The 19988-nt window shown below is 71.0% G+C and carries 22 protein-coding genes and 1 pseudogene; 16 read left to right on the top strand and 7 right to left on the bottom strand.

Annotation, left to right across the window (positions count from 1 at the left end; genetic code table 11):
• Window positions 1–180 precede the first annotated feature (180 nt).
• A complete protein-coding gene (locus K2224_RS32610) occupies window positions 181–603 on the top strand; it encodes a YjbQ family protein (protein ID WP_221910770.1) in 423 nt (140 codons plus the stop codon).
• A 24-nt stretch (window positions 604–627) separates the two neighbouring features.
• On the opposite strand, the gene K2224_RS32605 is transcribed toward K2224_RS32610, so the two are convergent.
• Window positions 628–1104, bottom strand: coding sequence for a DUF5994 family protein (locus K2224_RS32605; protein ID WP_221910769.1), 477 nt, complete (start codon window positions 1102–1104; stop codon window positions 628–630).
• A 305-nt stretch (window positions 1105–1409) separates the two neighbouring features.
• On the opposite strand from K2224_RS32605, the gene K2224_RS32600 reads away from it, so the two are divergent.
• From K2224_RS32600 to K2224_RS32585, 4 genes are all read left to right on the top strand, one after another.
• Window positions 1410–1970, top strand: coding sequence for a DUF5994 family protein (locus K2224_RS32600; RefSeq protein ID WP_221910768.1), 561 nt, complete (start codon window positions 1410–1412; stop codon window positions 1968–1970).
• 5 nt (window positions 1971–1975) lie between these two features.
• Window positions 1976–2236 carry a hypothetical protein gene (locus K2224_RS32595; protein ID WP_221910767.1) on the top strand — a complete coding sequence of 87 codons (261 nt, stop codon included), beginning with the start codon at window positions 1976–1978 and terminating at the stop codon, window positions 2234–2236.
• A 2-nt stretch (window positions 2237–2238) separates the two neighbouring features.
• Window positions 2239–2529 (top strand): hypothetical protein, encoded by a 291-nt coding sequence (locus K2224_RS32590; RefSeq protein ID WP_221910766.1) that lies wholly within the window; start codon window positions 2239–2241, stop codon window positions 2527–2529.
• Between the two features lie 218 nt (window positions 2530–2747).
• Window positions 2748–2996: a hypothetical protein gene (locus K2224_RS32585; protein ID WP_221910765.1), complete on the top strand. Its 249-nt coding sequence runs from the start codon at window positions 2748–2750 to the stop codon at window positions 2994–2996.
• A 409-nt stretch (window positions 2997–3405) separates the two neighbouring features.
• On the opposite strand, the gene K2224_RS32580 is transcribed toward K2224_RS32585, so the two are convergent.
• Window positions 3406–4251 (bottom strand): tyrosinase family protein, encoded by an 846-nt coding sequence (locus K2224_RS32580; RefSeq protein ID WP_221910764.1) that lies wholly within the window; start codon window positions 4249–4251, stop codon window positions 3406–3408.
• Window positions 4252–4642: 391 nt separating this feature from the next.
• On the opposite strand from K2224_RS32580, the gene K2224_RS32575 reads away from it, so the two are divergent.
• Window positions 4643–5374, top strand: a complete 732-nt coding sequence (locus K2224_RS32575) for a ZIP family metal transporter (protein WP_221910763.1) — start codon at window positions 4643–4645, stop codon at window positions 5372–5374.
• Between the two features lie 117 nt (window positions 5375–5491).
• On the opposite strand, the gene K2224_RS32570 is transcribed toward K2224_RS32575, so the two are convergent.
• Window positions 5492–6427 (bottom strand): alpha/beta fold hydrolase, encoded by a 936-nt coding sequence (locus K2224_RS32570; protein ID WP_221910762.1) that lies wholly within the window; start codon window positions 6425–6427, stop codon window positions 5492–5494.
• Window positions 6428–6500: 73 nt separating this feature from the next.
• On the opposite strand from K2224_RS32570, the gene K2224_RS32565 reads away from it, so the two are divergent.
• Both K2224_RS32565 and K2224_RS32560 read left to right on the top strand, forming a co-directional pair.
• Window positions 6501–7046: a helix-turn-helix domain-containing protein gene (locus K2224_RS32565; protein WP_221910761.1), complete on the top strand. Its 546-nt coding sequence runs from the start codon at window positions 6501–6503 to the stop codon at window positions 7044–7046.
• A gap of 134 nt (window positions 7047–7180) precedes the next feature.
• Window positions 7181–8635 (top strand): MFS transporter, encoded by a 1455-nt coding sequence (locus K2224_RS32560; RefSeq protein WP_221912093.1) that lies wholly within the window; start codon window positions 7181–7183, stop codon window positions 8633–8635.
• A gap of 37 nt (window positions 8636–8672) precedes the next feature.
• On the opposite strand, the gene lgt is transcribed toward K2224_RS32560, so the two are convergent.
• On the bottom strand, window positions 8673–9620 hold the full coding sequence (gene lgt / locus K2224_RS32555) for a prolipoprotein diacylglyceryl transferase (protein ID WP_260693613.1): 948 nt from the start codon (window positions 9618–9620) through the stop codon (window positions 8673–8675).
• Between the two features lie 122 nt (window positions 9621–9742).
• Between lgt and K2224_RS32550 the strand changes: the two genes are divergently transcribed.
• The 4 genes from K2224_RS32550 to K2224_RS32535 all read left to right on the top strand — a co-directional run bounded on the left by K2224_RS32550 (window position 9743) and on the right by K2224_RS32535 (window position 13335).
• Window positions 9743–10231, top strand: a complete 489-nt coding sequence (locus K2224_RS32550) for a MarR family winged helix-turn-helix transcriptional regulator (protein ID WP_221910759.1) — start codon at window positions 9743–9745, stop codon at window positions 10229–10231.
• Window positions 10232–10318: 87 nt separating this feature from the next.
• Window positions 10319–11287 carry an alpha/beta fold hydrolase gene (locus tag K2224_RS32545; protein ID WP_260693612.1) on the top strand — a complete coding sequence of 323 codons (969 nt, stop codon included), beginning with the start codon at window positions 10319–10321 and terminating at the stop codon, window positions 11285–11287.
• A 222-nt stretch (window positions 11288–11509) separates the two neighbouring features.
• A complete protein-coding gene (locus K2224_RS32540) occupies window positions 11510–11860 on the top strand; it encodes an effector-associated constant component EACC1 (RefSeq protein WP_221910758.1) in 351 nt (116 codons plus the stop codon).
• A 38-nt stretch (window positions 11861–11898) separates the two neighbouring features.
• Window positions 11899–13335 (top strand): caspase, EACC1-associated type, encoded by a 1437-nt coding sequence (locus K2224_RS32535; protein WP_221910757.1) that lies wholly within the window; start codon window positions 11899–11901, stop codon window positions 13333–13335.
• A gap of 88 nt (window positions 13336–13423) precedes the next feature.
• On the opposite strand, the gene K2224_RS32530 is transcribed toward K2224_RS32535, so the two are convergent.
• Together K2224_RS32530 and K2224_RS32525 are read right to left on the bottom strand one after the other, a co-directional pair.
• The gene (locus K2224_RS32530; protein WP_221910756.1) at window positions 13424–14074 is read right to left on the bottom strand and encodes a hypothetical protein; all 651 of its coding nucleotides are present in this window, start codon (window positions 14072–14074) and stop codon (window positions 13424–13426) included.
• 100 nt (window positions 14075–14174) lie between these two features.
• Window positions 14175–14840, bottom strand: a complete 666-nt coding sequence (locus K2224_RS32525; RefSeq protein ID WP_221910755.1) for a TetR/AcrR family transcriptional regulator — start codon at window positions 14838–14840, stop codon at window positions 14175–14177.
• Window positions 14841–15018: 178 nt separating this feature from the next.
• Here K2224_RS32525 and K2224_RS32520 point away from each other — a divergent pair, with 178 nt between their 5' ends.
• From K2224_RS32520 to K2224_RS32505, 4 genes are all read left to right on the top strand, one after another.
• On the top strand, window positions 15019–15336 hold the full coding sequence (locus K2224_RS32520) for a ferredoxin (RefSeq protein ID WP_221910754.1): 318 nt from the start codon (window positions 15019–15021) through the stop codon (window positions 15334–15336).
• The gene (locus K2224_RS32515; protein WP_221910753.1) at window positions 15333–16763 is read left to right on the top strand and encodes an NAD(P)/FAD-dependent oxidoreductase; all 1431 of its coding nucleotides are present in this window, start codon (window positions 15333–15335) and stop codon (window positions 16761–16763) included. The genes K2224_RS32520 and K2224_RS32515 overlap by 4 nt, the downstream gene beginning before the upstream one ends.
• Window positions 16764–16774: 11 nt before the next feature.
• Complete coding sequence (locus K2224_RS32510) at window positions 16775–17998, top strand: cytochrome P450 (protein WP_221910752.1); 1224 nt, start codon at window positions 16775–16777, stop codon at window positions 17996–17998.
• A 159-nt stretch (window positions 17999–18157) separates the two neighbouring features.
• A complete protein-coding gene (locus K2224_RS32505) occupies window positions 18158–19738 on the top strand; it encodes an alpha/beta hydrolase (RefSeq protein WP_260693611.1) in 1581 nt (526 codons plus the stop codon).
• Between the two features lie 31 nt (window positions 19739–19769).
• Here K2224_RS32505 and K2224_RS32500 read toward each other — a convergent pair.
• A pseudogene (locus tag K2224_RS32500) lies at window positions 19770–19922 on the bottom strand (nitroreductase); the annotation flags it as partial.
• Window positions 19923–19988: the final 66 nt, after the last annotated feature.

Genomic DNA, 19988 nt, shown 5'->3' with positions numbered 1-19988 from the left:
GCGTGTCCGGTGGGTCACGGGTGACCCACCGGACACGCCCTAGTTGTACGTCGCGAACAGGGATGAACCGACCGGCCCTTGACGTGGGTCGAGCGGCGGGGCGGCTTCGGTGATCGGAGTCCGGCGGAACAACCCGTCCAGCCGTCAGCGCTGCTCCTGTACAGCGGGTACTGGTGAACCATGACCGGCACCTTCACCACCCGCACCGTCGACGTGACAACCGGCTCCGCCGAAACCATGCACGACCTGACGAACGCGTGCTCCGCGTTCCTCCGGGAGGTCGCTCACGGGAGAGACGGACTGCTGAACGTCTTCACCCCGCACGCGACGTCCGGCCTGGCCGTCATCGAGACCGGGGCCGGCAGTGACAACGACCTGCTGGCGGCCCTCCGTGAGGTTCTTCGCGCGGACGACCGCTGGCAGGACCGCCACGGCGGTGCGGTCCCCGGCCGCGATCACATGCTCCCGGCCCTGGTCCCGCCCCACGCCACGCTGCCCGTGGTCGGCGGTGAGCTGGAGCTGGGGACCTCGCAGTCCGTCGTTCTGGTGACCACCGGCCGGGACACCCCCGACCGAAAGATCCGGCTGTCCTTCCTCGGCTGACCGTACGCCGCGCTGCCCAGGCGTTCAGGTCCGCGGAGTGCTGCCGGTGTCGATGAGGATCTGTTCGGCCCGGGTGACATTGTCGGCCCATACGGCTCTGGTCATTGCGGCCCGTGCCGCGTCGGGTGCCGCGTCGGGCGGGACCACCAGCAAAGCGAAGTGATCGTTCTCGCCCCGGGTAATGAGGACCGTGTCGTCACCGACCGGGAAGGAGTCGATGCGCACGACCCGGTCGTCAATGGCCAGCCGCGTCGGGAGCTCCTGCCAGGCACTCTCGTCCAAGCCGACGCGCGTGACGGGGCCGAGGTGCTCGGTCAGGGCAGTGATCAGACCGGGAAGCTCGGCACCGATGTCGCGGGAGCGCGGCCACCACGCGCCGTCCAGGACTCCCCCGCGCTCTTGCGTCGTCTCCAGCCGCAGGAGCGCCGTCCCAGGTCTCACAGAATGGTAAATCGCATCCGGCAGAAGCCCGGGAAGGCGTGGGGTGCCGGAATCGGCCATGAGGTGCTCGCCTGTCTCCGAGAGTTCCGCGCATTCGCTCGTCGTCCGGAATGTGCCGGCAGCACCGGGCGAAGCGCTCGCAGTAATCCCACCGTACTCCGCAGGCCGGCGGCGGGTCGCCCACAGGGTCGTCGCACGCCCGCGTTCCCGCAAGGTTGCCTGGTCGCGCGAGGCCTGCGGACCCGCCTGCCGGAGTAGGGTGAAGAAGCCGAGAACACTTCGCGCACCGGCGCCCATGCGGGTGTCGTTCCCGGCGATTCGCACTGCCGGGCCGTCGACGACGAGCCCGGGGCAGGGTTCGCATCATGGCTGTCACTGTCGACCGTATGACCACCGACGAGCATGCCCCTCCGCCGCCCGCTCGCCTGTCCCTGACGCCGGGAACGGTGCCGGGGCTTCTGGATGGTGCCTGGTGGCCTCGCTCGCGTGACCTCTCCCGCGAGCTCCCCGCACTGGCGGAGAGGCTGGACCACTCCTGGGGGCGGGTTACCCACGTCACGGTGAATCCGGCCTTCTGGCCCGTGATCCCGCGCAAGGTTCCCGTCACCGGACACACGGTGCACGTGGGGTGGTTCACGAATGAGCAGGACCCGCACAAGCTCCTCGTGTTCTCCTACACCGCAGAGCGCCTGGACCTGCTGATCATCCCGCCGGAGACCGCCCCGGCCGCGGCCGCCAGGCTGATGTCCGCCGCGACCACCCCCGGAGGCCTCCTCACCGCGAGCAGGCTGATGGAGGACGAGCGAGCGGCCGACGACGCAAGGGAGTCACGGGACCGCGAAGAGGAATGGGAGACCGAGGGTGGGACCACACCACCACCGGCCGGGAACCCGACCGGGCCTCCGCCCTCCGCCCGAGGGATGTGAGGGCAGTGGAGATCGCCGTCATCCTGGCCTTGATCCTGGGCCTGATCACTGTGGGAGCCGTCCTGATTCGTCGGCTCAACGCCCAGCACGACGAAAGGATCGCAAGCTTCCACTACAGCGGCGTCCTGCCGTGGCGCGACAGCAGCAGCCGGAAGCGCCCCCGGTCGACCATCGACCCCGCCGGCCCCCTCCTCGCCCGTAACCGCCGCGAGCAACCGCACGGGGACCGCGGACGCCGCCGGATCTACTCCGGACGGAGGCGGTGATCATGACGTCCGCACACGCCACGCCCACCCCCGCACCAGCGGATCCGGTACCCCCGGCGGGATACGCCGACATCCGCGTCGTCGCCGCGTCCCCCGAGACCGCCCGCCGCGTCGCGGAAGTCCTCCGGCACTGCTTCGATTCCACCGAACAACGCAGCTACCCGGCCGGCCGCGAAGGCGGTACCCGACTCCACTTCACTGTGGACACAACGCATTCCGCCGAACCCGCGCGATCCTGGCTGGCGACCAGCCGGGCTTCGGCCGCCGACCGCCCACAGCACGGCGACGTCTGAACTGCCCGTGCAGTGCATGCCCCTGCACAAGCCCTCAGGTCAGCGACCTGAGGGGCATCGGTGAATCGCCACCTCGACTTGATCGGCTTCACCCGTGTGAAGGAGGCTCCGCCCCGTGCCAGGCTGCCGTGAGCAGGAGCAGGGCCCCAGCCAGTGGACGCCGCGACCTCCCCTCGTCCCCGAGGGCGAAGCTCACGAAAGTACCGTAGCGTTGGCCCATGAGCGTCTTCATCAAGCTGGTGGAGAATCGGCCGCCAAAGGAGTACGCGAACGAGCGTAGGGCGGATATCTCCTACGACGACACCGTTGAGGAGAATTCCGAGATCTCTTACCAATACGACGTACTTCCCAGCGGGGCCCTGAGAATCCTCCGGGTTATGAGAGGAGCGGAAGCCGTCATCCATGCGGTCTACGCCCCGGGCCTGTGGTTCCGCGTCGAGGGCCTCTGCCGCGGCACTACGGAATAACGGCACGAACAGGGCCCGAACAGGAAACGTCATACCTCGGCTGCTGGAACACACCTTGCCGGGGTGCTCGCCCCATATCCCGCGCCTCTCCTGTTCAGCAGGACCGTTGCCAGTCAGGAGCCTTCAGGGACCGTCCGGGGACGTTGATCACCCTGCGGTGGCTCCTTCCACCGCCCGCCTCGCCTGACGTTCCGCAGCAGGTGCGACTTCAGCCGGGCCCACTCGGCGTCGGGTAGATCACCCCGCCCCACAAGAGTCGGAACGACATGGACGCCGCCCAGTCACCAGACCCGTAGGACACTGCCTAGACCAGCGTCCCAACCGGGTAGCCGGGCCTCACGATGCAAGGTAAATCTACGCAACTCGCACACCTGCCGTGCAGGGATACCTTTCATCTCGCTGGTCACCATCAATGAACGATGCACTGTCGAGCTGCACCGGACAAGAAGCGGTCGATGTTGGCATGGTGCAGCCAGAAGATCGGGTCGCGGGCAGAGCCTGCCACTTCACCCATCCAGCCCGCGACACCGTCGTGGATCATCCCGTGCGGGGTCAGTTCGAGGACTCCGGGCCCCCTCTTCTCGTAGTGCGGCATGTCGTGGTCGGTGTTTCCGCTGCCGAAGCTGGGCTGGGGCACCGGAGGTCCCAGCGGGAGGGAGAAGAGGTTCCGCAGCATGGCGCAGTACGGGCTGGCCTCGTCGTAGGGGACGACCTCGGCGGCCGAGTTCTTGCCCACTCCACGGTGCGGTTTCTTCCAGAAGTCCTTTTCGGGGACAGCTGCGTCGGGGAGGTAGAGCGGGTTGGGCACCTGTTGGCCGCTGCCGTCCGGGTGTTCGGGCATGGTCGGTTCACGGAACGCGGCCGGAAGTGCGCGCGAGGTGAAGGCGGGGAGTTCGCCTGCGGGGTCCCGCGCGTAGTTCCAGTAGGGCAGGGCCCAGTCCTTGGGTGCGATGTGTCCCTCGCGGGTGGCGATCTGCTGGATGGCGGCCCGGACGATCTTCTCGAAGTACCAGAGGTAGCCTCGGTGCCAGGGCAGGAAGAACCATCCGCCGTGCGGGCACTGGTTCCAGCCCGGTCGGGTGTCCTTGGTGAGCCTGCTCTTTTCGACACCGTGGATGCGTGCCTGGTAGACCCAGCCGGTGGGGTCCTCGTCGGGGTTTCGCTGCTGCATTTCGCCGACGGCCCGGGCGTACCAGTACAGCACCGGGTCCCAGGTAGCCATGGCGGTTGCGTCACGCCGGATGTACTTGGCCATGCGTGTTCTCCTTCGGAGTTGCGTTGCTGGTGGGAATCGTGCCTTTCCCAACGATGAACCGATCCGGCAGGTGCTACCACCCGAGCGGGTCAGCGCCACCCAACAGACCTTGCAGATGCAATTGCAGCGGGCGGCCGCACGACGGAACGAGGCTGACCGTGCCGCGACACCGGCCAACGTCCCGTTGTTTTCCCGTCGTTGGACGATCTGCCGGTCGCCGCCGCCATGGCCCGCATGCCATCACGCACTGTCGTCCGGCCCCCACACTCCGCCCCGCGTCACCCGGCTGGCGGACCGCGTCTGCTGGCGGGAGCCTGGTTCGTGGCGTACTGGAGTCCTGCCGCCGCGTGAGGTGGAAGCGGTGAATGCGGTGAACGCTCGGACCGTCGAAATGACGCAACTGGCTTTCGCACCACTGGGTTTCACACCCGGGGCCTATGCCGGACTGGCGCTGGTCGCGCTGGGCACCCTGGCCGGCGCCTGGTCGGTACGACGTTGGCCGCGGCGCGGAGGAGTGTTGCTGCCTGCGGCCGGCGGCGTCCTCCTCGCCCTGGCGGTGTTCGATCTTCTGCCGCACGCTCTCGGTGATGCGCGGACAGCGGGGTTGCCTGCCTGGACGGTGCCTGCCGGGGCAGCCGCGGGCTATGTGGTCGTGCCCGCGTGCGGAGCGCTGCTGTGCCGGATCGGCGGACGCGGGCGGGGTCACGGCCTGGGTACGGCCGTCGCCCTCGTACTGCACCGGGCCGTCGAGGGGATGACGGTGGTCCTGCTGCCGTCAGTGCCGGTCATAGCGGCACTGGTGGTCCATGCGGGAGGTGAAGGGCTGGCGCTGACGGCGCTGTTGGAGGCCAGCGGCCGGCGACGGCTTTCGCCATGGCTGGTCCTCGCCTGCCTGGGTCCGCCGCTCGGCGGCCTGGTCACTCAAGCCGTGCCCCTGCCCGACGGCACGGACGCACTGTTGATGGCGGTGGTGGCGGGCGTACTGCTGCGCGGTGCGACCGCGGCCGCCGTCCTGCTGCGCGAACGGTATCCAGCGGCGCACGCGCGGAACGGGCGCCTGGCGCTGATGGCCATGGGCTCGGCGCTGGCGGTCACCGTCGCGGCGGTGGTGATGTTGCGCTGAACTGCACAGCCAGCCCCTCCCCCGCACCTTTCCCCCAGGACACACTCTTCCAAGGCACACTCATTGCCGCCAGTCGTGATCCGAGTGACGCGCCGCGATATGCCTGTTTTCCGTACGTCACCGACCGAGCAGGTCCTTGACCGCCTGGAGCACGGCGTCGGGGCGGCGCCAGTGAATGGAGGCGTGGCCGACGCCCTCGACGAGGCGGTTCTCGCCTCGCGGGACCGACGCGGCGAGGTCCGTGTAGAGCCGCCGCTTGCCGTCGATCTCCTGGCGCAGCTGGGCCTCGGACTCGCCGATCAGGACCGCCTTCTTGAAGTCGTCGATGTCCATGGCGGTGAGGAGGATCAGCGGTACGTCGGGCAACGGGCCTGCCTGGCGCATCTCGTCATGGAACCGGTCACGGTGCGGCAGGATCTTGTACCCATCCATGATCCATTCTCGGCTGACGTGGCGGTCGACGAGTGGCTCGCGGATCTCCCGAGGCCAGTCCGCCATCATCTCCCCGAGCAGCCGACGGTAGAGGCGGACGGCCTCCTCGGGCATCCCGTCGGGGAGCGCCTCTTGCGGGTCCCAGGCTTCCCGCATCTCGCGCAACTCCTGGGGCGTGTAGGCGCTGTAGTCCTCGTGATCGGTCTCCATCAGGACCAGGCCGGCGACCTCGTCCGGGTGGCGCGTCGCATACAGGCGGGCGTAGAGGCCGCCGAGGGAGTGGCCGACCAGGACATAGGGGCCGGGCACCTCGGCGGCTCGCAGCAGCCGGCGGAGCTCGTCGGCGACCTCTGCGCAGCCGGGCGGCTCCTCGACACGGTCACTCCAGCCGGTGTCCGTCCGGTCGTAGACCACGCTCGTGGTCAGCTCGGCGACTTGGTGGTGGATGTTCCAGTAGTCCAGGCCGACCGCGCCGCCACCCGGCAAGAAGACCACCGACGGGCCGCCGCTCCCCGCCCGGTGCAGCAGCAGACGCCGACCGTCGATCTCGTAGAACCGGCCCAGCGGCGGCGGGACGTCGCTCGTCGCCTCCGACCGGGTTTCAGGCTGTTGCTCGGACATGGGTGGCCCCTCCTCGTGCATTCCAATCCATTCCCAACTTTGGGAACGGTAGCAGATATGGGATCGTGTGCGAGTGGACAAGCTCGACCTGCTCCTGCACCCGGTACGCCTGCGCATCGTGCACGCCATGTCAGGCGGAGGCACACACACCACCTCCGACCTGTGCGCCGGCCTCCCCGACATCCCGAAGACCACCGTGTACCGGCACGTCGGCCTGCTGGCCGACGCCGACGTACTGGAGGTCACCGACGAGCAGCGGGTGCGCGGTGCCGTCGAACGGCACTACCGACTGCGGCGCGAGCGTGCAGTGATCAACGCCGACGAGGCCGCGTCGATGTCCCTGGACGACCACCAGAAAGCCTTCACTGCGGCCCTGGCGAGCCTGCATGCCGAGTTCAACGCCTACCTCGGCCGCGCCGGCTCCGAACCGACCGCCGACTCGGTGGGCTACACCCAGATTCCGCTCTGGCTCGACCGAGACGAACTCGCCGAACTGGTCGACGAGATCGTCACCGCCATCAAGTCCAAGAGGCACAACGAGCCCGCACCGGGCCGCCGCCTCCACCTGCTGAGCCCGATCCTGTTCCCACTGGAGGGGCACTCGCCGGATGACGCGTAACCCCGCCGCTCGCTCTGTGTGGACCGGGCCGTCGCGGACAGTGCATCGGTAACAAAATATTTCGGTCACCGATACAATTGGAGCGTGGTAAAGCCTCGAGCCATGGAGCAGGGGGAAGCGTGACCGGACCGACGATGCCTCGGCCCCGCTCGGCGCTGAAGGTTCTGACGCGCGAGCGGCCGCGGCCGGATCGCATACGTACGCATCCGCTGGCCTGGTGGTTGGCGGTGGCGACGGTCTGCTTCGGTGCGTTCATGGGGCAGCTCGACGCCAGCATCGTGACGCTGACGTACGGCAGCCTGCAGCGCGAGTTCGGCGCCTCGCTGGCGGCGGTGGAGTGGGTGTCGCTGGCGTATCTGCTGACGCTGGTCGCGCTGCTGGTGCCCATGGGCCGGCTGTCGGACGCACACGGGCGCAAGCTGATGTACCTCTACGGGTTCGTCGTCTTCACCGTGGCATCGGCGGCCTGCGGCCTGGCGCCCGCACTGGGTGCGCTGGTGGGCTTCCGAATCCTGCAGGCGGTGGGGGCGGCGTTGATGCAGGCCAACAGCGTGGCCCTGGTGACCACCAGCGCACCGCCGGACCGGATGCGGACGGCCCTGGGCGTGCAGGCGGCGGCCCAGGCACTCGGCCTGGCGCTGGGGCCGACGGTGGGCGGGGCCCTGGTCGCGACGCTGGGCTGGCGCTGGGTCTTCGGCGTCAACGTGCCCATCGGACTGCTGGCACTGGTCGCCGGGCAGTACCTGCTGCCGCGGACCCGCGCCCACCATCCCTCCTCGGGATTCGACTGGGCCGGGCTGGGCTGGTTGGCGCTGGCGACGACGTCCGCGCTGCTGGGGGTCTCGGCCGCGTCCGGGCTCCCGGTGCCTGGTTGGGGCATCGCCGTGCTGTTCGTCGTGGCCGGTGCCGCGGGGTGGGCTTTCGTCGCCCGGCAGCGGCGGGCCGCGGCACCGTTGCTGGATCTGGCACTGCTGCGCGGACGGGCCGTGTCGACCGGGCTGGTCGGTGCGCTGTGCGGCTATCTGGTGCTGTTCGGCCCGCTGGTGCTGGTGCCGATCACGCTGACGACGGGCGGCACCTCGGAGCTGGTTGCCGGCCTGGTGCTGACGGCGCTGCCCGGCGGTTTCGCCCTCGGCGCGACCGCCGCCGACCGTCTGCTGCCGAGGGGCCTGTCCGAACGGGCGCGTTGCCTGCTCGGCGCGCTGGGGTGTGTGGGCGCGCTGGCCGCCATGGTCGTGCTCCCGATGACGGACCGGACCCTGCCCCTGGTCCTTGCCTTGCTGGGACTGGGGCTGGGCACGTTCACCCCGGCCAACAACGCCATGATCATGGGGTCGATTCCGGCCGGCTCGTCGGGCACCGGTGGTGGCCTGGTGAACATGGCGCGGGGCCTGGGCACCGCGCTGGGGGTCGCCCTGGTCACCCTCGCCCTGCACATCGCCCCGCCCGGCGGTACGGGCCTGAACGGCGCGCGGTGGGCCGTGCTGATCCTGCTGGCCGCCGCGGTGATCACCGTGGCGGCCGCCTGGCTGGGCCCGCGGAAGCCGCTGGGGCCCGGGCCGGGCGCACCGCGCCGCGGCCAGTCATAGCGTCTGCCGCGAAGGGCCGGGCCGGCCGGCCCGGCAACTACCGTCGCCGCGCGCCCTGTTCGCGTCCCGCGGCTCCGCCGGTCGCACCGTCCGCGCCGCCTTCGCCTTCGGGAGCGCCACCGTCGTCGGGGTCCGGGACTCCCCCGTCGGCGACCACCGCCCCGTCGCCTTCTCCGCCGCCGGTGTCGGACGAGCGCCTGCCCCTGGTGACGAGAAGGTAGATCAGCGCGGAGAGGATCAGGACCGCCGAGACCCAGTCGTTGAGCCGGATGCCCAGGAAGTGGTTGGCGTGGTCGATACGGAGGGCTTCGATCCAGACACGGCCCGTCGCGTACGCCAGGACGTAGCAGGCGAACAAGCGCCCACGGCCGAGGCGGTAGCGCCGGTCGAGCCACAGGAGCAGGGCCATGACGCCGATGTCCCACAGGGATTCGTAGAGGAACGTGGGGTGGTAGAAGGCGACGCCGGGGGTGTCCACGGGCCGGTGCGCGGGGTCGATCAGGAGCTTCCACGGAAGGTTGGTGGGGCCGCCGTAGAGCTCCTGGTTGAAGTAGTTGCCCCAGCGGCCGATGCCCTGGGCGAGCACCAGGCCGGGGGCGACCGCGTCGGCGAAGTCGGCCAGTTTGATGCCGCGCCGACGGCAGCCGAGCCAGGCACCGAACGCGCCGAGGGCGACCGCGCCGGGAATGCCGAGCCCGCCGTTCCAGACGTACAGCGCCTCGATGGGGTGCTTGCCCGGTGCGAAGTACAGCTCGGGGTCGGTGATCACGTGGTAGAGCCGGCCGCCCAGCAGACCGAACGGCACCGCCCACATCGCGATGTCCGCGACCTCCTGCGGGTCCCGACCGCGCGCCGCCCACCGGCGCTGTGACAGCCACACCGCCACGAATATGCCGAGGATGATGCAGAGCGCATACGCGCGGATGGGCACGGGGCCCAGGTGCCAGACCCCCTGCGAAGGGCTCGGCAGGTACGCCAGGTTCATGCGGTCGACCGTTCTCACGCGGCGGGCCCGGTCGTCTGCCGGGAGGTACGGGCCCGAGATTACAACGGACACCGAAACTCCTCCCAGGATCCCGCGCAAGTGACGTGGGTAGAGTGCCGTTCATGCCCTCGCAGTCCCGTTCCCGCCTCCCGGCCACCCAGCCGGGGGACACCACCGACTCCCGTCGGCTCACCGAGGCCGTCACGCGCCTGCGCCGGGCCCTGCGTGCCTCGATCCGCACCGACTATCCGTGGGAGACGCTGCCCATGGCCCAGGTCGAGCTGCTCCAGGTCCTCGCCGAGCACCCACCGGCCCGGATCGGGGATCTGGCGTCCCGGCAGCGGCTGGCCGCGAGCACGGTCAGCGGCCTCATCGGGCAGATGATCAACGCGGGCCTGGTCGCCCGCGCCGTCGACCCCGCGGACCGCCGGGCCTCCGTCGTCACCCTCACCGAGGCAGGCCGCGCACAGCTCGATGCCTGGACGCGTGCGCACGAGAACCGCCTTGAGGCCGCCCTGGGGTCGTTGGACGAGGTCGACCGCGACGCCGTCCGGGCCGCGCTGCCCGCCCTCTTCCGGGTCGCGGACTTCCTGGAGGACGCCGAGGACTGACCGGGCAGGCCGGGCCGCCCTGGCGCGTCGGCCGGGATCACCTGCAGGAGCCTCGTTGGCCGCACCGCGCAGGAGTATGTTCGCCCCATGGTTGAGCATCGCATGATCGACGTGAACGGCATCCGGCTGCACATCGCGGAGGAAGGCGAGGGGCCGCTGGTCGTGCTGCTGCACGGCTTCCCCGAGTCCTGGCACTCCTGGCGTCACCAGTTCGCCCCGCTCGCCGCCGCCGGGTTCCGGGTGGTCGCCCCCGACCAGCGCGGATACGGCCGCAGCGACCACCCTCAGGACGTGGACGCGTACACCATCCTCCATCTGGTCGGGGACGTGATCGGGCTGATCCACGCCCTGGGCGAGCGGGAGGCGTTCGTCGTCGGGCACGACTGGGGCGCACCGGTGGCCTGGCACACCGCGTTGCTGCGGCCGGACGTGGTGCGCGGGGTGGCGGGGCTGAGCGTGCCGCCGCCGTTCCGCGGGGAGCGGCCTCCGCTGGCGGCCATGCAGGAGCGGTTCGGCGGGCGGTTCTACTGGAACTACTTCAACCGGCCCGGCGTCGCCGACGCCGAGTTCGCCGAGGACACCCGCACCGCCCTGCGCAAGCTGTTCTACTCCGCGTCCGGCGACGGCCCCGGCGCCGGCCGTCCCGACCAGGCACTGGTGGCCGACCCGGCCCGCGGCTGGCTGGCCGAGATGACCGACCCCGAGGTGCTGCCGGACTGGCTCACCGAGAAGGACCTGGACGAACTGACCGAGAGCTACGCGAACGGCTTCACCGGCGCCCTGAACTGGTACCGCAACCTCGACCGCAACTGGGAGCTGACCGCCGCCTGGCAGGGCGCGGTCGTCCGTACGCCGGCGCTGTACCTCTACGGCGACCGCGACCTGGTCCCGGCCTTCCCGGGTACGCCTGAACTCATCGCGAAACTCCCGGAGTTGATGCCCGGCCTGCGTCGTGCGCCGATCGTGCTGCCAGGCTGCGGCCACTGGACGCAGCAGGAGCGTCCCGAGGAAGTCAACACCGCGCTGGTCGAGTTCCTGACGGAACTGCGGGGCTGAGGTCGGTCGATCCGCGGGCCGGCTTCCGGGGGGCGACCTGCGTGCACGGCACCTGACGTCCGGAGCGGTCCCGCGGTCCCACGCCGGGCGGGACCGCCGCACCGCCGTAAAACGGGTTCCCCTTCCGGCTCCTCGTGCCAGGATGGCCGAGTTAGACTTCAACTTCTGTTCATGCGGAGGGAATTGATGTCTGGTTCGGGTGCGAGTGGTGAACGGTGGTCGGTGACGGCCGAAGGGGCCGAGGCCGAGGACCGGCTCCGGTCGCTGCAGGAGTGGCTGGTATCGGACGACCGGCTGCGCGGGCGGGTGGAGTGGCTGCGACGGCCGCCGCAGCAGGGTCATATGGGCGCCGCACTGGACACCCTCACCGTCGTCCTGGGCACCGGCGGGGTCGCCGCACTCGTCACCCCGCTCTGCACCTGGCTGTCCAGCCGTCGCCCCGACGTCTCGCTGACCGTCGAACTCCCGAACGGCCGCAAGATCAGCGTCGACGTCAAACGGGCCCACGACGAACGTGCCGTGATCCGCGAGATAGCGAGCCTGCTCACTCCGCCCGACGGGCCCGAGAGGTGATCGAACGATGGTCGCCGCACGGCCCCGCCAGTCGGGCCGTGCTGATCGGCACGGGCAGGTTCACGGACGACGCTCTGCACCACGTCCCCGCCGTCGAGGCGAACATCCGCTCACTGCGGGCCGCGTTGACGCATCCGACGCACGGTCTGTTCGCCCCTGAGCACTGCCGACTGGTGTCCGATCCCGCCGACCACAAGGCCGTGGGGGCGGCGCTGAGTTGGGCGGCCCAGGAGGCCGACGACCTGCTGCTGGTGTACTACGCCGGGCACGGCGTGTTGGATGGGAACGGGCTGCTGCACCTGGCGCTCGTCCACACCGACCCCGCGCACGCCGGTTTCACCGCCGTCCCGATCGACCTGGTCAAGCGGATCGTGGGCGAGGCCCGGGCGACGTCGCGGGTGCTGCTGGTAGACTGTTGTTTCTCGGGCCGGGCGGGGTCCGCGATGGCCGAGCCCAGCCACCTCGCCGTGGGCCAACTCGACTGGTCAGGCACCTACACCCTCACCTCCACCACGAGGAACGAACCGGCGCACGCGCCCGAAGGAGCCAGCCACACGGCGTTCACCGGCGCGCTGCTCCAGGCACTGGCCACGGCGCCTGCGCTCACCCTCGACGAGGTCTACGTCGCGGTGCACCGCGAACTGACCGGCCGCGCGCTGCCCCCGCCGCAGCGCTGGTCCGCGGGCGCGGCCGGGTCGCTGGTCCTGATGCGGACGCCGGCAGGGACGTCCGGCGGACCACCGCTCCACCCGCCCCCGTTCCAACACGCTGCGCCGGCTCCACCCCCGGCCGTTCGCGGACGCGGCCGACGCCGAGTGGTGGCGGCCGCAGCCGGCGGCGTGCTGGCCACGGCGCTGGTGGCGACCCTGGGGTTGTGGGCGATGCATGCCAGCGGCCAGTCCGCCGACAGCGCACTGGGCAACGGCAGCACACCGCACTCCGCCACGCCACAACCCACTCCCCGCAGCACTCCCCCGCCGACGTCCTCCTCCCCCTCTCCGCACCCGCGCCCCGACCCCTTGGCATCGAAGAAGGCCGGCTATCACGACAAGTCCATCACCCTGCAGGCGAGTTGCAAGCCGAGCACGATCCAGCTGCTCGACCTGGACAAGCCCGCCGTCACCACCATCACCGCCGATGCCCTGGCCTACACCGAGGACGCCGACCTCGCCTACTCGGGCTGTTACGGGGCTCTCGCGTACAACTCCGACAACCCGCGGGTGAAAGTCGGTCTGGCCGCACCCGATACCCATACGGCCGGTGACTGTCGGGCCGCGGCCGGGCGCTCGCCGCTGCCCCAGCCCATCGAGGTCACAAGGATCACCCCCGGACTCGTCTGGTGCGTGATCACCACCGAGAACCGGGTGGCGAAGGTGACCTTCACCAAGGTGGGACCACCCCGCGAAAGTGGCGCGGAGACCAACTCACCGAGCCCCGCCCTCGAACTGACCGCGACGTTGTGGGACACGCCGTAGGGTGCCGATCATCGTCGTTCCTCGCACCCGGGCGTGGAATTCGGGTTCGTGGAGGTCTGCCGTCCGTCCGGCGGGGAGGGCACGGTGTTCACGTCATGGCGCGGACGGGGCTCGGGGTCTCCGGGGTGTTCGGAGTGGTGAGCAGCCTGGTGTGGATCTTCGGCCCCCAGGCGGTGACGGTGACGGCCAGTGCGGCGGCGATCACCAGTTGGGTGTTGGCCACGTAGGGCTCCAGGAGGAGTTGGGCCAGCAGGGCGGTGCCGACCAGCGCCAGTTTGGCGCACATCAGGCGGGGTGCGGACAGTGTGGGGCGGGCCGACGGCGGGGTGCCACGATCCCGCGCCCGGTGGGCGGCACGGACCTGGAGGGGGATGGTCAGCAGGACGAACAGCACTCGGACCGCGAGGGCGCGGAAGTGGTGGTCGGGGTGGGGGTCCAGCAGGTGCCCGAGGAACGTGTTGACGGTCAGGGCCGCGGTGACGATCAGGATCCGGGCGGCGATCAGCCGGGCGAGTGCGCGGGCGGGGTGCCTGGCGGAGTGGAACGCGGCGGTGAGGCGGCGGTTGGTCGGCAGCAGGAGCGGCGGGAGGATCAGCAGGAGGACGACGGTGCGCAGCCCGTGGGCCCAGGCGGGCTCGTCGGTCTCGCCCAGCCACATCAGGGCGAGGACGGTGCCCGACACTGCGTAGATCGTGCGGATGTTCCCGGCGGGGTTGCGCTTCGGCACGTGCGGAGTCATGACGGCTGCTTCCGGCAGGTGGGAGGGGCGAGGGCCCTCGTGTGCGACCGGCCCTCGCGGGTGACCGAAGGGGAGGCGGGCAGGGCGCTCCGGTGACTTGTCAGCTGTGGTCCGTACCGCCTGCCGGGGCGGCGCCGGAGACGATGCCGGCGAACATCCAGACCAGTGCCTGGCCGAAGAGCTCTTCGGGGACGCTGTCCGGATCGACCCGCCGCAGGCGCACCAGCCCCTGGAACAGCGCGGCCACGACCGTGGCCACGGATTCGGCGGGGATGTCCGTGGGGGCGCCCTGCTCGGTGAGCCAGGTGTCGATCAGGCCCTCCAGTGCCTGGCGTGGTTCGCGGAGCGCGGCGGCCATGGTGTCGAGGACGTGCGGATTGCGTACCGCGTAGAGCCAGAACTCGGCCTGGAGCGGGGCGAAGTCGGTGTCCTTGTCGGCGACGTGGACCAGCAGGCGCCCCAGCTCGGCGGCGGCCTCTCCGGTGCCGGCCTCGTGCCGTTCGAGGGTCTGGGCGGCTTCGGCGACGCGTCCCAGTCCGCGTTCCGCCATCAGTTCCAGGAAGAGCGCCTCCTTGCCGCCGAAGTTGGAGTACAGGGCACCGATGGAGAAGCCGGCGGACTCGGCGATCTCCTCCACCGAGGCCCCGGCGAACCCCTTGCGCGCGAAGACCCGGGCCGCCGCGTCCAGCAGGAGGCGGCGGGTGCGGGCCTTGGCCTCGGCGCGGGTCAGGCGCTGGCGTACGGGTTCGTTCTGCTCGGCACTCATATCGAAAAAGCTATTCGCATAGTGGTTGCTATGTCAATGCCTGGATAGCGTGTACAGTCTGAATAGTGATCGCTATCTGGATGGTGCTCACGATCGGAAGTGCGGGGCCGTGCCGGGCCCGCCACCGATCGCCGAAAAGCGCCGCCACACCCCACTGACCTGGGAGGAGAGCGCAGACATGCTCCCCGGATCCACTGATTTCGCTGATCTCCCCGACTCGGGCGCAGCCGCCGACCCGACCGATCCCACCGCTTCCCCGCCCGACGGGCCCCGGCTGGTCGTGGACCTGAACCGCTGCCAGAACTACGGGCAGTGCGTCTACGCCGCGCCGACCGTCTTCCGGTTCCACGGCGAGGAGGTGCTGGAGTACGACTACGCGCCCGCCCCCGGCACCCGTCGGGAGGTCGAGCGGGCCGCCGCGGCCTGCCCCGTACAGGCCATCACCCTGGGCAGGGCCACCGAGCCCGCCCCGCGAGCGCCGGAGGGTGTGCGATGACCGCGCCCGAGCGCATCGTCGTGGTCGGCGCTTCCCTGGCCGGACTGCGTGCCGCCGAGGCGCTGCGGGACGAGGGGTTCACCGGCGAACTCACCCTCCTCGGCGACGAGCCGTACCCGCCCTACGACCGCCCGCCGCTGTCCAAGGCGGTGCTGTCCGGCCGGCTGTCCACCGACCGCATCGAGCTGCCCCGGGTGCGCGACATCGGCGCCCGATGGCTGCTCGGCACCCGCGCGACCGGCCTGGACGCGCGGGCCCGTCGGGTGACGCTGGCCGACGGGCGGCAGGTGGACTACGACCGACTGCTGATCGCCACCGGCACCCGGTCCCGGCCCTGGCCCGCGGAGCGGGGCGGCGCCCTGCACGGCGTGCACCTGCTGCGCTCCCGTGACGACGCGGACCGGCTGCGGGCAGTACTGGCCGACGGGCCGGGCCGGGTGCTGGTCATCGGCGCCGGCTTCACCGGCGGCGAGGTCGCCTCGGTCTGCCGCGACCTGGGCCTGGCGGTGACCGTGACCCAGCGCAGCGGCGCCCCGCTGGCGAGCGCGCTGGGCGGGGTGATCGGCGGCGTCGCGGCCCGCTGGTACCGCGACGCGGGCGTCGACCTGCGGCTCGACACCACCGTCAGAGCCCTGGAAGGCGATGCCGACGGACGGCTGCGACGCGCGGTCCTCGCCGACGGCACGACGGTGACCGCCGACGTGGCCGTCGTCGCCGCCGGCGCGCTGGCCAACACCGAGTGGCTGGCCGGCTCCGGACTGGCCGCCGACGACCACGGCGTGACCTGCGACGCGGCCTGCCGGGCCCTGGCCGAGGACGGAACACCGCTGCCGGACGTCTTCGTCGCCGGCGACGTCGCCCGCTGGCCGCATCCGCTCTACCCGGGGCAGCTGCTGCGCCTGGACCACTGGGACAACGCCGTCGCCCAGGCACGTACCGCCGCCCACAACATGACCCACCCACCGCACGCCCACCGAGACCACCGACCGCTGCCGGCGTTCTGGTCCAACCAGTTCGGGACGAACCTCAAGTGCATCGGCCTGCCGGCCCTCGCCGACCAGGTCGTGGTCACCCAAGGCGCCCTCGACCAGCGGCAGTTCGTCGCCGCCTACGGGCACCGGGGACGTCTGGTCGCCGTCGTGGCGGTGGACTCGCCCCGCGTCCTCGACGGGTACGCGGCACTGATCGAGGCCGGGGCGCCCTTCCCGCCGGTGATCAACGCCACCGACGGACCCGACCGGCTCGAACCCGTCGATGCCGCGTTCCCCCGGTCTGCCCCCACCGCGACCGACCGGCCCACCGGTCCGGCACTCGGACGCCTGCCCGCTCCGTCCGACCCGCCGGTCCCCGTCGCTCCGCCCGCACCGCACACACCGCACACACCGCGTACCACGCCCACGGCGTCCGCCCTGGCCGCACACGAGTGAGGGAGCCCACCATGACCTCCGCCGTCCAACAGCGCTCCGCCGCAGAGCTGTTCGCCCAAGCCCTCCGGTACGAGAACCGCGCCGACCCCTACCCCCTGTACGAGCAGCTGCTCCAGGAACCGGTGGTACGGCTCACCGACGGGTCCTGGCTGGCGACCGGGCACCGTGAGATCGGCCTGCTGCTCCGCGACCCCCGCATCAGCGCGGACCGGCTCAACCCGCAACAGCAGCCGATCCGCAAGAGCCTGCTGATAGCGGACCCGCCCCGGCACGACCAGCTGCGCCAGGCGGTGACCCGGCAGTTCGTCCCGCGCATCATGGGCATGCGCGGCCACATCGACGGCCTCGTCACCAGTCTGCTGGACGCGCACACCAGCGAAACGCCCGGAGAGTTGGACGTGGTCGGCGACCTCGCCTACCCGCTTCCGGTCACCATCATCTGCGAACTGCTCGGCGTACCGCGCGAGGACGAGCGCCTCTTCGGCAGTCTGGCCCGCCGGCTGACCCGCGGCCTGGACCCGGTCGAGACCCAGACCGAGGAGGAGATCCACCAACTCCAGCAGACCCGCGTCGAGTTGGCGGAGTACCTGGAGGGACTGATCGCACGGCACGACGCCGACGGCGGCGGCGATCTGCTGGCCGGCCTGATGAACGGCCAGAGCCCGGGCGGGCCCATGGACGCCATCGATCTCCGCGTCACCCTCGGGTTGCTGCTGATCGCGGGACACGAGACCACTGTCAACCTCATCGCCAACGGGACCCTGGCGCTGCTGCGCAACCCCGGCCTCCTCGCCCGGCTGCGCAACGACCCCGACCTGGTCACACCGCTGGTGGAGGAGGTGTTGCGGCACGACCCGCCGGTGCAGATGTCCGGCCGCAGCACCCTGGCGGACATCGACATCGCCGGAACCACCATCCCCAAGGGGGCGCGCATCCGCCTGTTGCTGGCCGCAGGCAACCGCGATCCGCGGCGCTTCGCCGACCCCGGCAGCTTCCTGCCCGACCGCGCCGACAACGCCCACCTCGGCTTCGGCGGCGGCATCCACTACTGCATCGGTGCCGCCCTCGCCCGCGCCGAGGCGCAGATCGCGCTGACCGCGCTCGCCCGCCGCCTGGACTCCCCCCGTCTGGTCGCCGACCCGCCGCCGTACCGGGAGAACGCCATCCTGCGCGGCCCGGAACGGCTCCCGGTCGCCTTCGCACGACTGCTGCCGGACCCACCACGGGAGCAGTGACGGCGCACCGCGCACGGTGGCGAAGCCGGCGTCCCCTGCACCGCGTCGGGGTGCAGGGGGTGGCACTGGTACCACCCCGGATTCGGCAGTTGGCTTCATGGATCGCCAGGGGCGTGCGGACCAGTATCGAGGGCACCGCTATTCCTCAAGGGGGAACCGATGCCCGTATCCGGGAAGTCCGCGCGCTGGGCGGCCGTCGCCGCATCCGTGCTCCTCACGGCCGGCGCCCTGCCGGTCGCGGGGGCGAGCAGTGCCACGGCCGCAACAGCACCGCGGCCAGGCACCGTGCGCACACCCGCGCGCTACCTGAACCAGCATCTCGACTGGCAACCCTGTGCCTCCGGTGCGCTGGAGTGCGCGGCCATGTCCGTGCCACGGGACTGGCACCATCCGGCGCAGGGCCCCAGTCTGACCGTGGCGGTCTCCCGGCACCGGGCGACCGGTCCCGCCGGCCGGCGCGGGGTGCTGATGATGGCCGCCGGCGGCCCCGGCGCCTCCGGCCTCAAGCGGCCCGCGGGTCTGGCCGCCTACGCTCCCGGCCTCGCTGCCGCCTACGACATCGTCAGCTTCGACCAGCGCGGGGTCGGCAACAGCACCAGAGTGACGTGCGCCGACCAGTCGGCCGTCGACGCCTACTTCACCGGCGACAAGCGCGACCGCTCCGCCGACGCCGTCCGCACCACCTTCGCCCGGGCACGCGCCTTCGTCCGCGACTGCCAACGCGACTCCGGCGACCTGCTGCCCTACATCACCACCGAGCAGGCCGTCCACGACATGGACCTCTACCGCTCCCTGCTCGGAGCGGACACCCTCTCCTACTACGGCCCGTCCTACGCCACCGTCCTCGGCGCCTCCTACGCAACGGAGTTCCCCCGTCGTGTGGCACGCATGGTCCTCGACAGCAACATCGACTTCACCCGCACCTGGCAGGCGTTCATGGAATCCCAACCGTTCAGCTTCCAACGCCGATTCGACCAGGACTTCCTCCCGTGGCTGGCGAAGAACGACGGCGTCTACCACCAGGGCCGCACGACCGCCCAGGCCAAGGCATCCTTCGAAGGACTGCGCGCCAGGCTGCACCAACACCCGCTCGTCCTCGACGGGACCACCATCACGCCCGACCATCTGGACGCCCTCAGCAGCAGCGCCATCTACCAGGCCGACCCGGGCTTCGAGAAACTGGCCACCGCCCTGACCGTCCTGGAACACCCCGACAGCGCACCGCCCGCCGTCAAGCAGTCGCTCGCCCAGGCACTGGCACAGCCCATGAACGCGGGCTTCGTCGCGGACTTCTTCTCCGTCACCTGCAACGACACTCCCTGGAACCGCAGCGCCGCCTACTGGATCGCCCAGAGCGACCGCATGACACGCAACTACCCGCTGGTGGGCGCCCGTTCGCTGGCCTACACCGCGATCTGCGCCGCCTGGCCGCGCTCCGCCGCACCGCGCATCCACATCACCGGGCGCAACCTGCCGCCCATCCTGATGCTGAACTCCACGCATGATCCCGCCACTTACTACGAGGGTGCCCTGCGCGACCACCGGGCCCTGCCCACCTCGCGCCTGGTGACGGTCGCCGGCGGGGGCGACCACGGACAGTTCCAGAACCACAACGCCTGCGTCGACGACCTGGTCGAGGGTTATCTCGTCAACGGAACCCTCCCGCGCACCGACACCACCTGCGCCGCCAACCCGCTCCCGGCACCGAGGCCGGCCGAGGGGCACGTTCGCGGCCGGTGATGTGCCGGGGTCGGGCCCGCTGAGGTGGTGCTCACGCTGTGATGGTGAGGACCTCGTCCACTGGGCGGCGCGGGGTGGGTGGTCCGTCGGGGCCGTAGCCGAGGCGGAGGACCATCTGGACGTGGCCGGGGCCGGAGAGCGGGTCGCGCAGCAGCCAGCACAGGTCGGGCCATTCCAGGGCCTGGGGACCGGTCGGCCCGGCCGGGGACGGCCGGCCGGTCGAGAGGGCCAAGTGGCTCATACCGGTGCG

Source organism: Streptomyces sp. BHT-5-2 (genome assembly GCF_019774615.1).
Classification (GTDB): domain Bacteria; phylum Actinomycetota; class Actinomycetes; order Streptomycetales; family Streptomycetaceae; genus Streptomyces.
The sequence above is the reverse complement of the archived record's forward strand: the minus strand, read 5'-3'. Positions and strand labels throughout refer to the sequence as shown.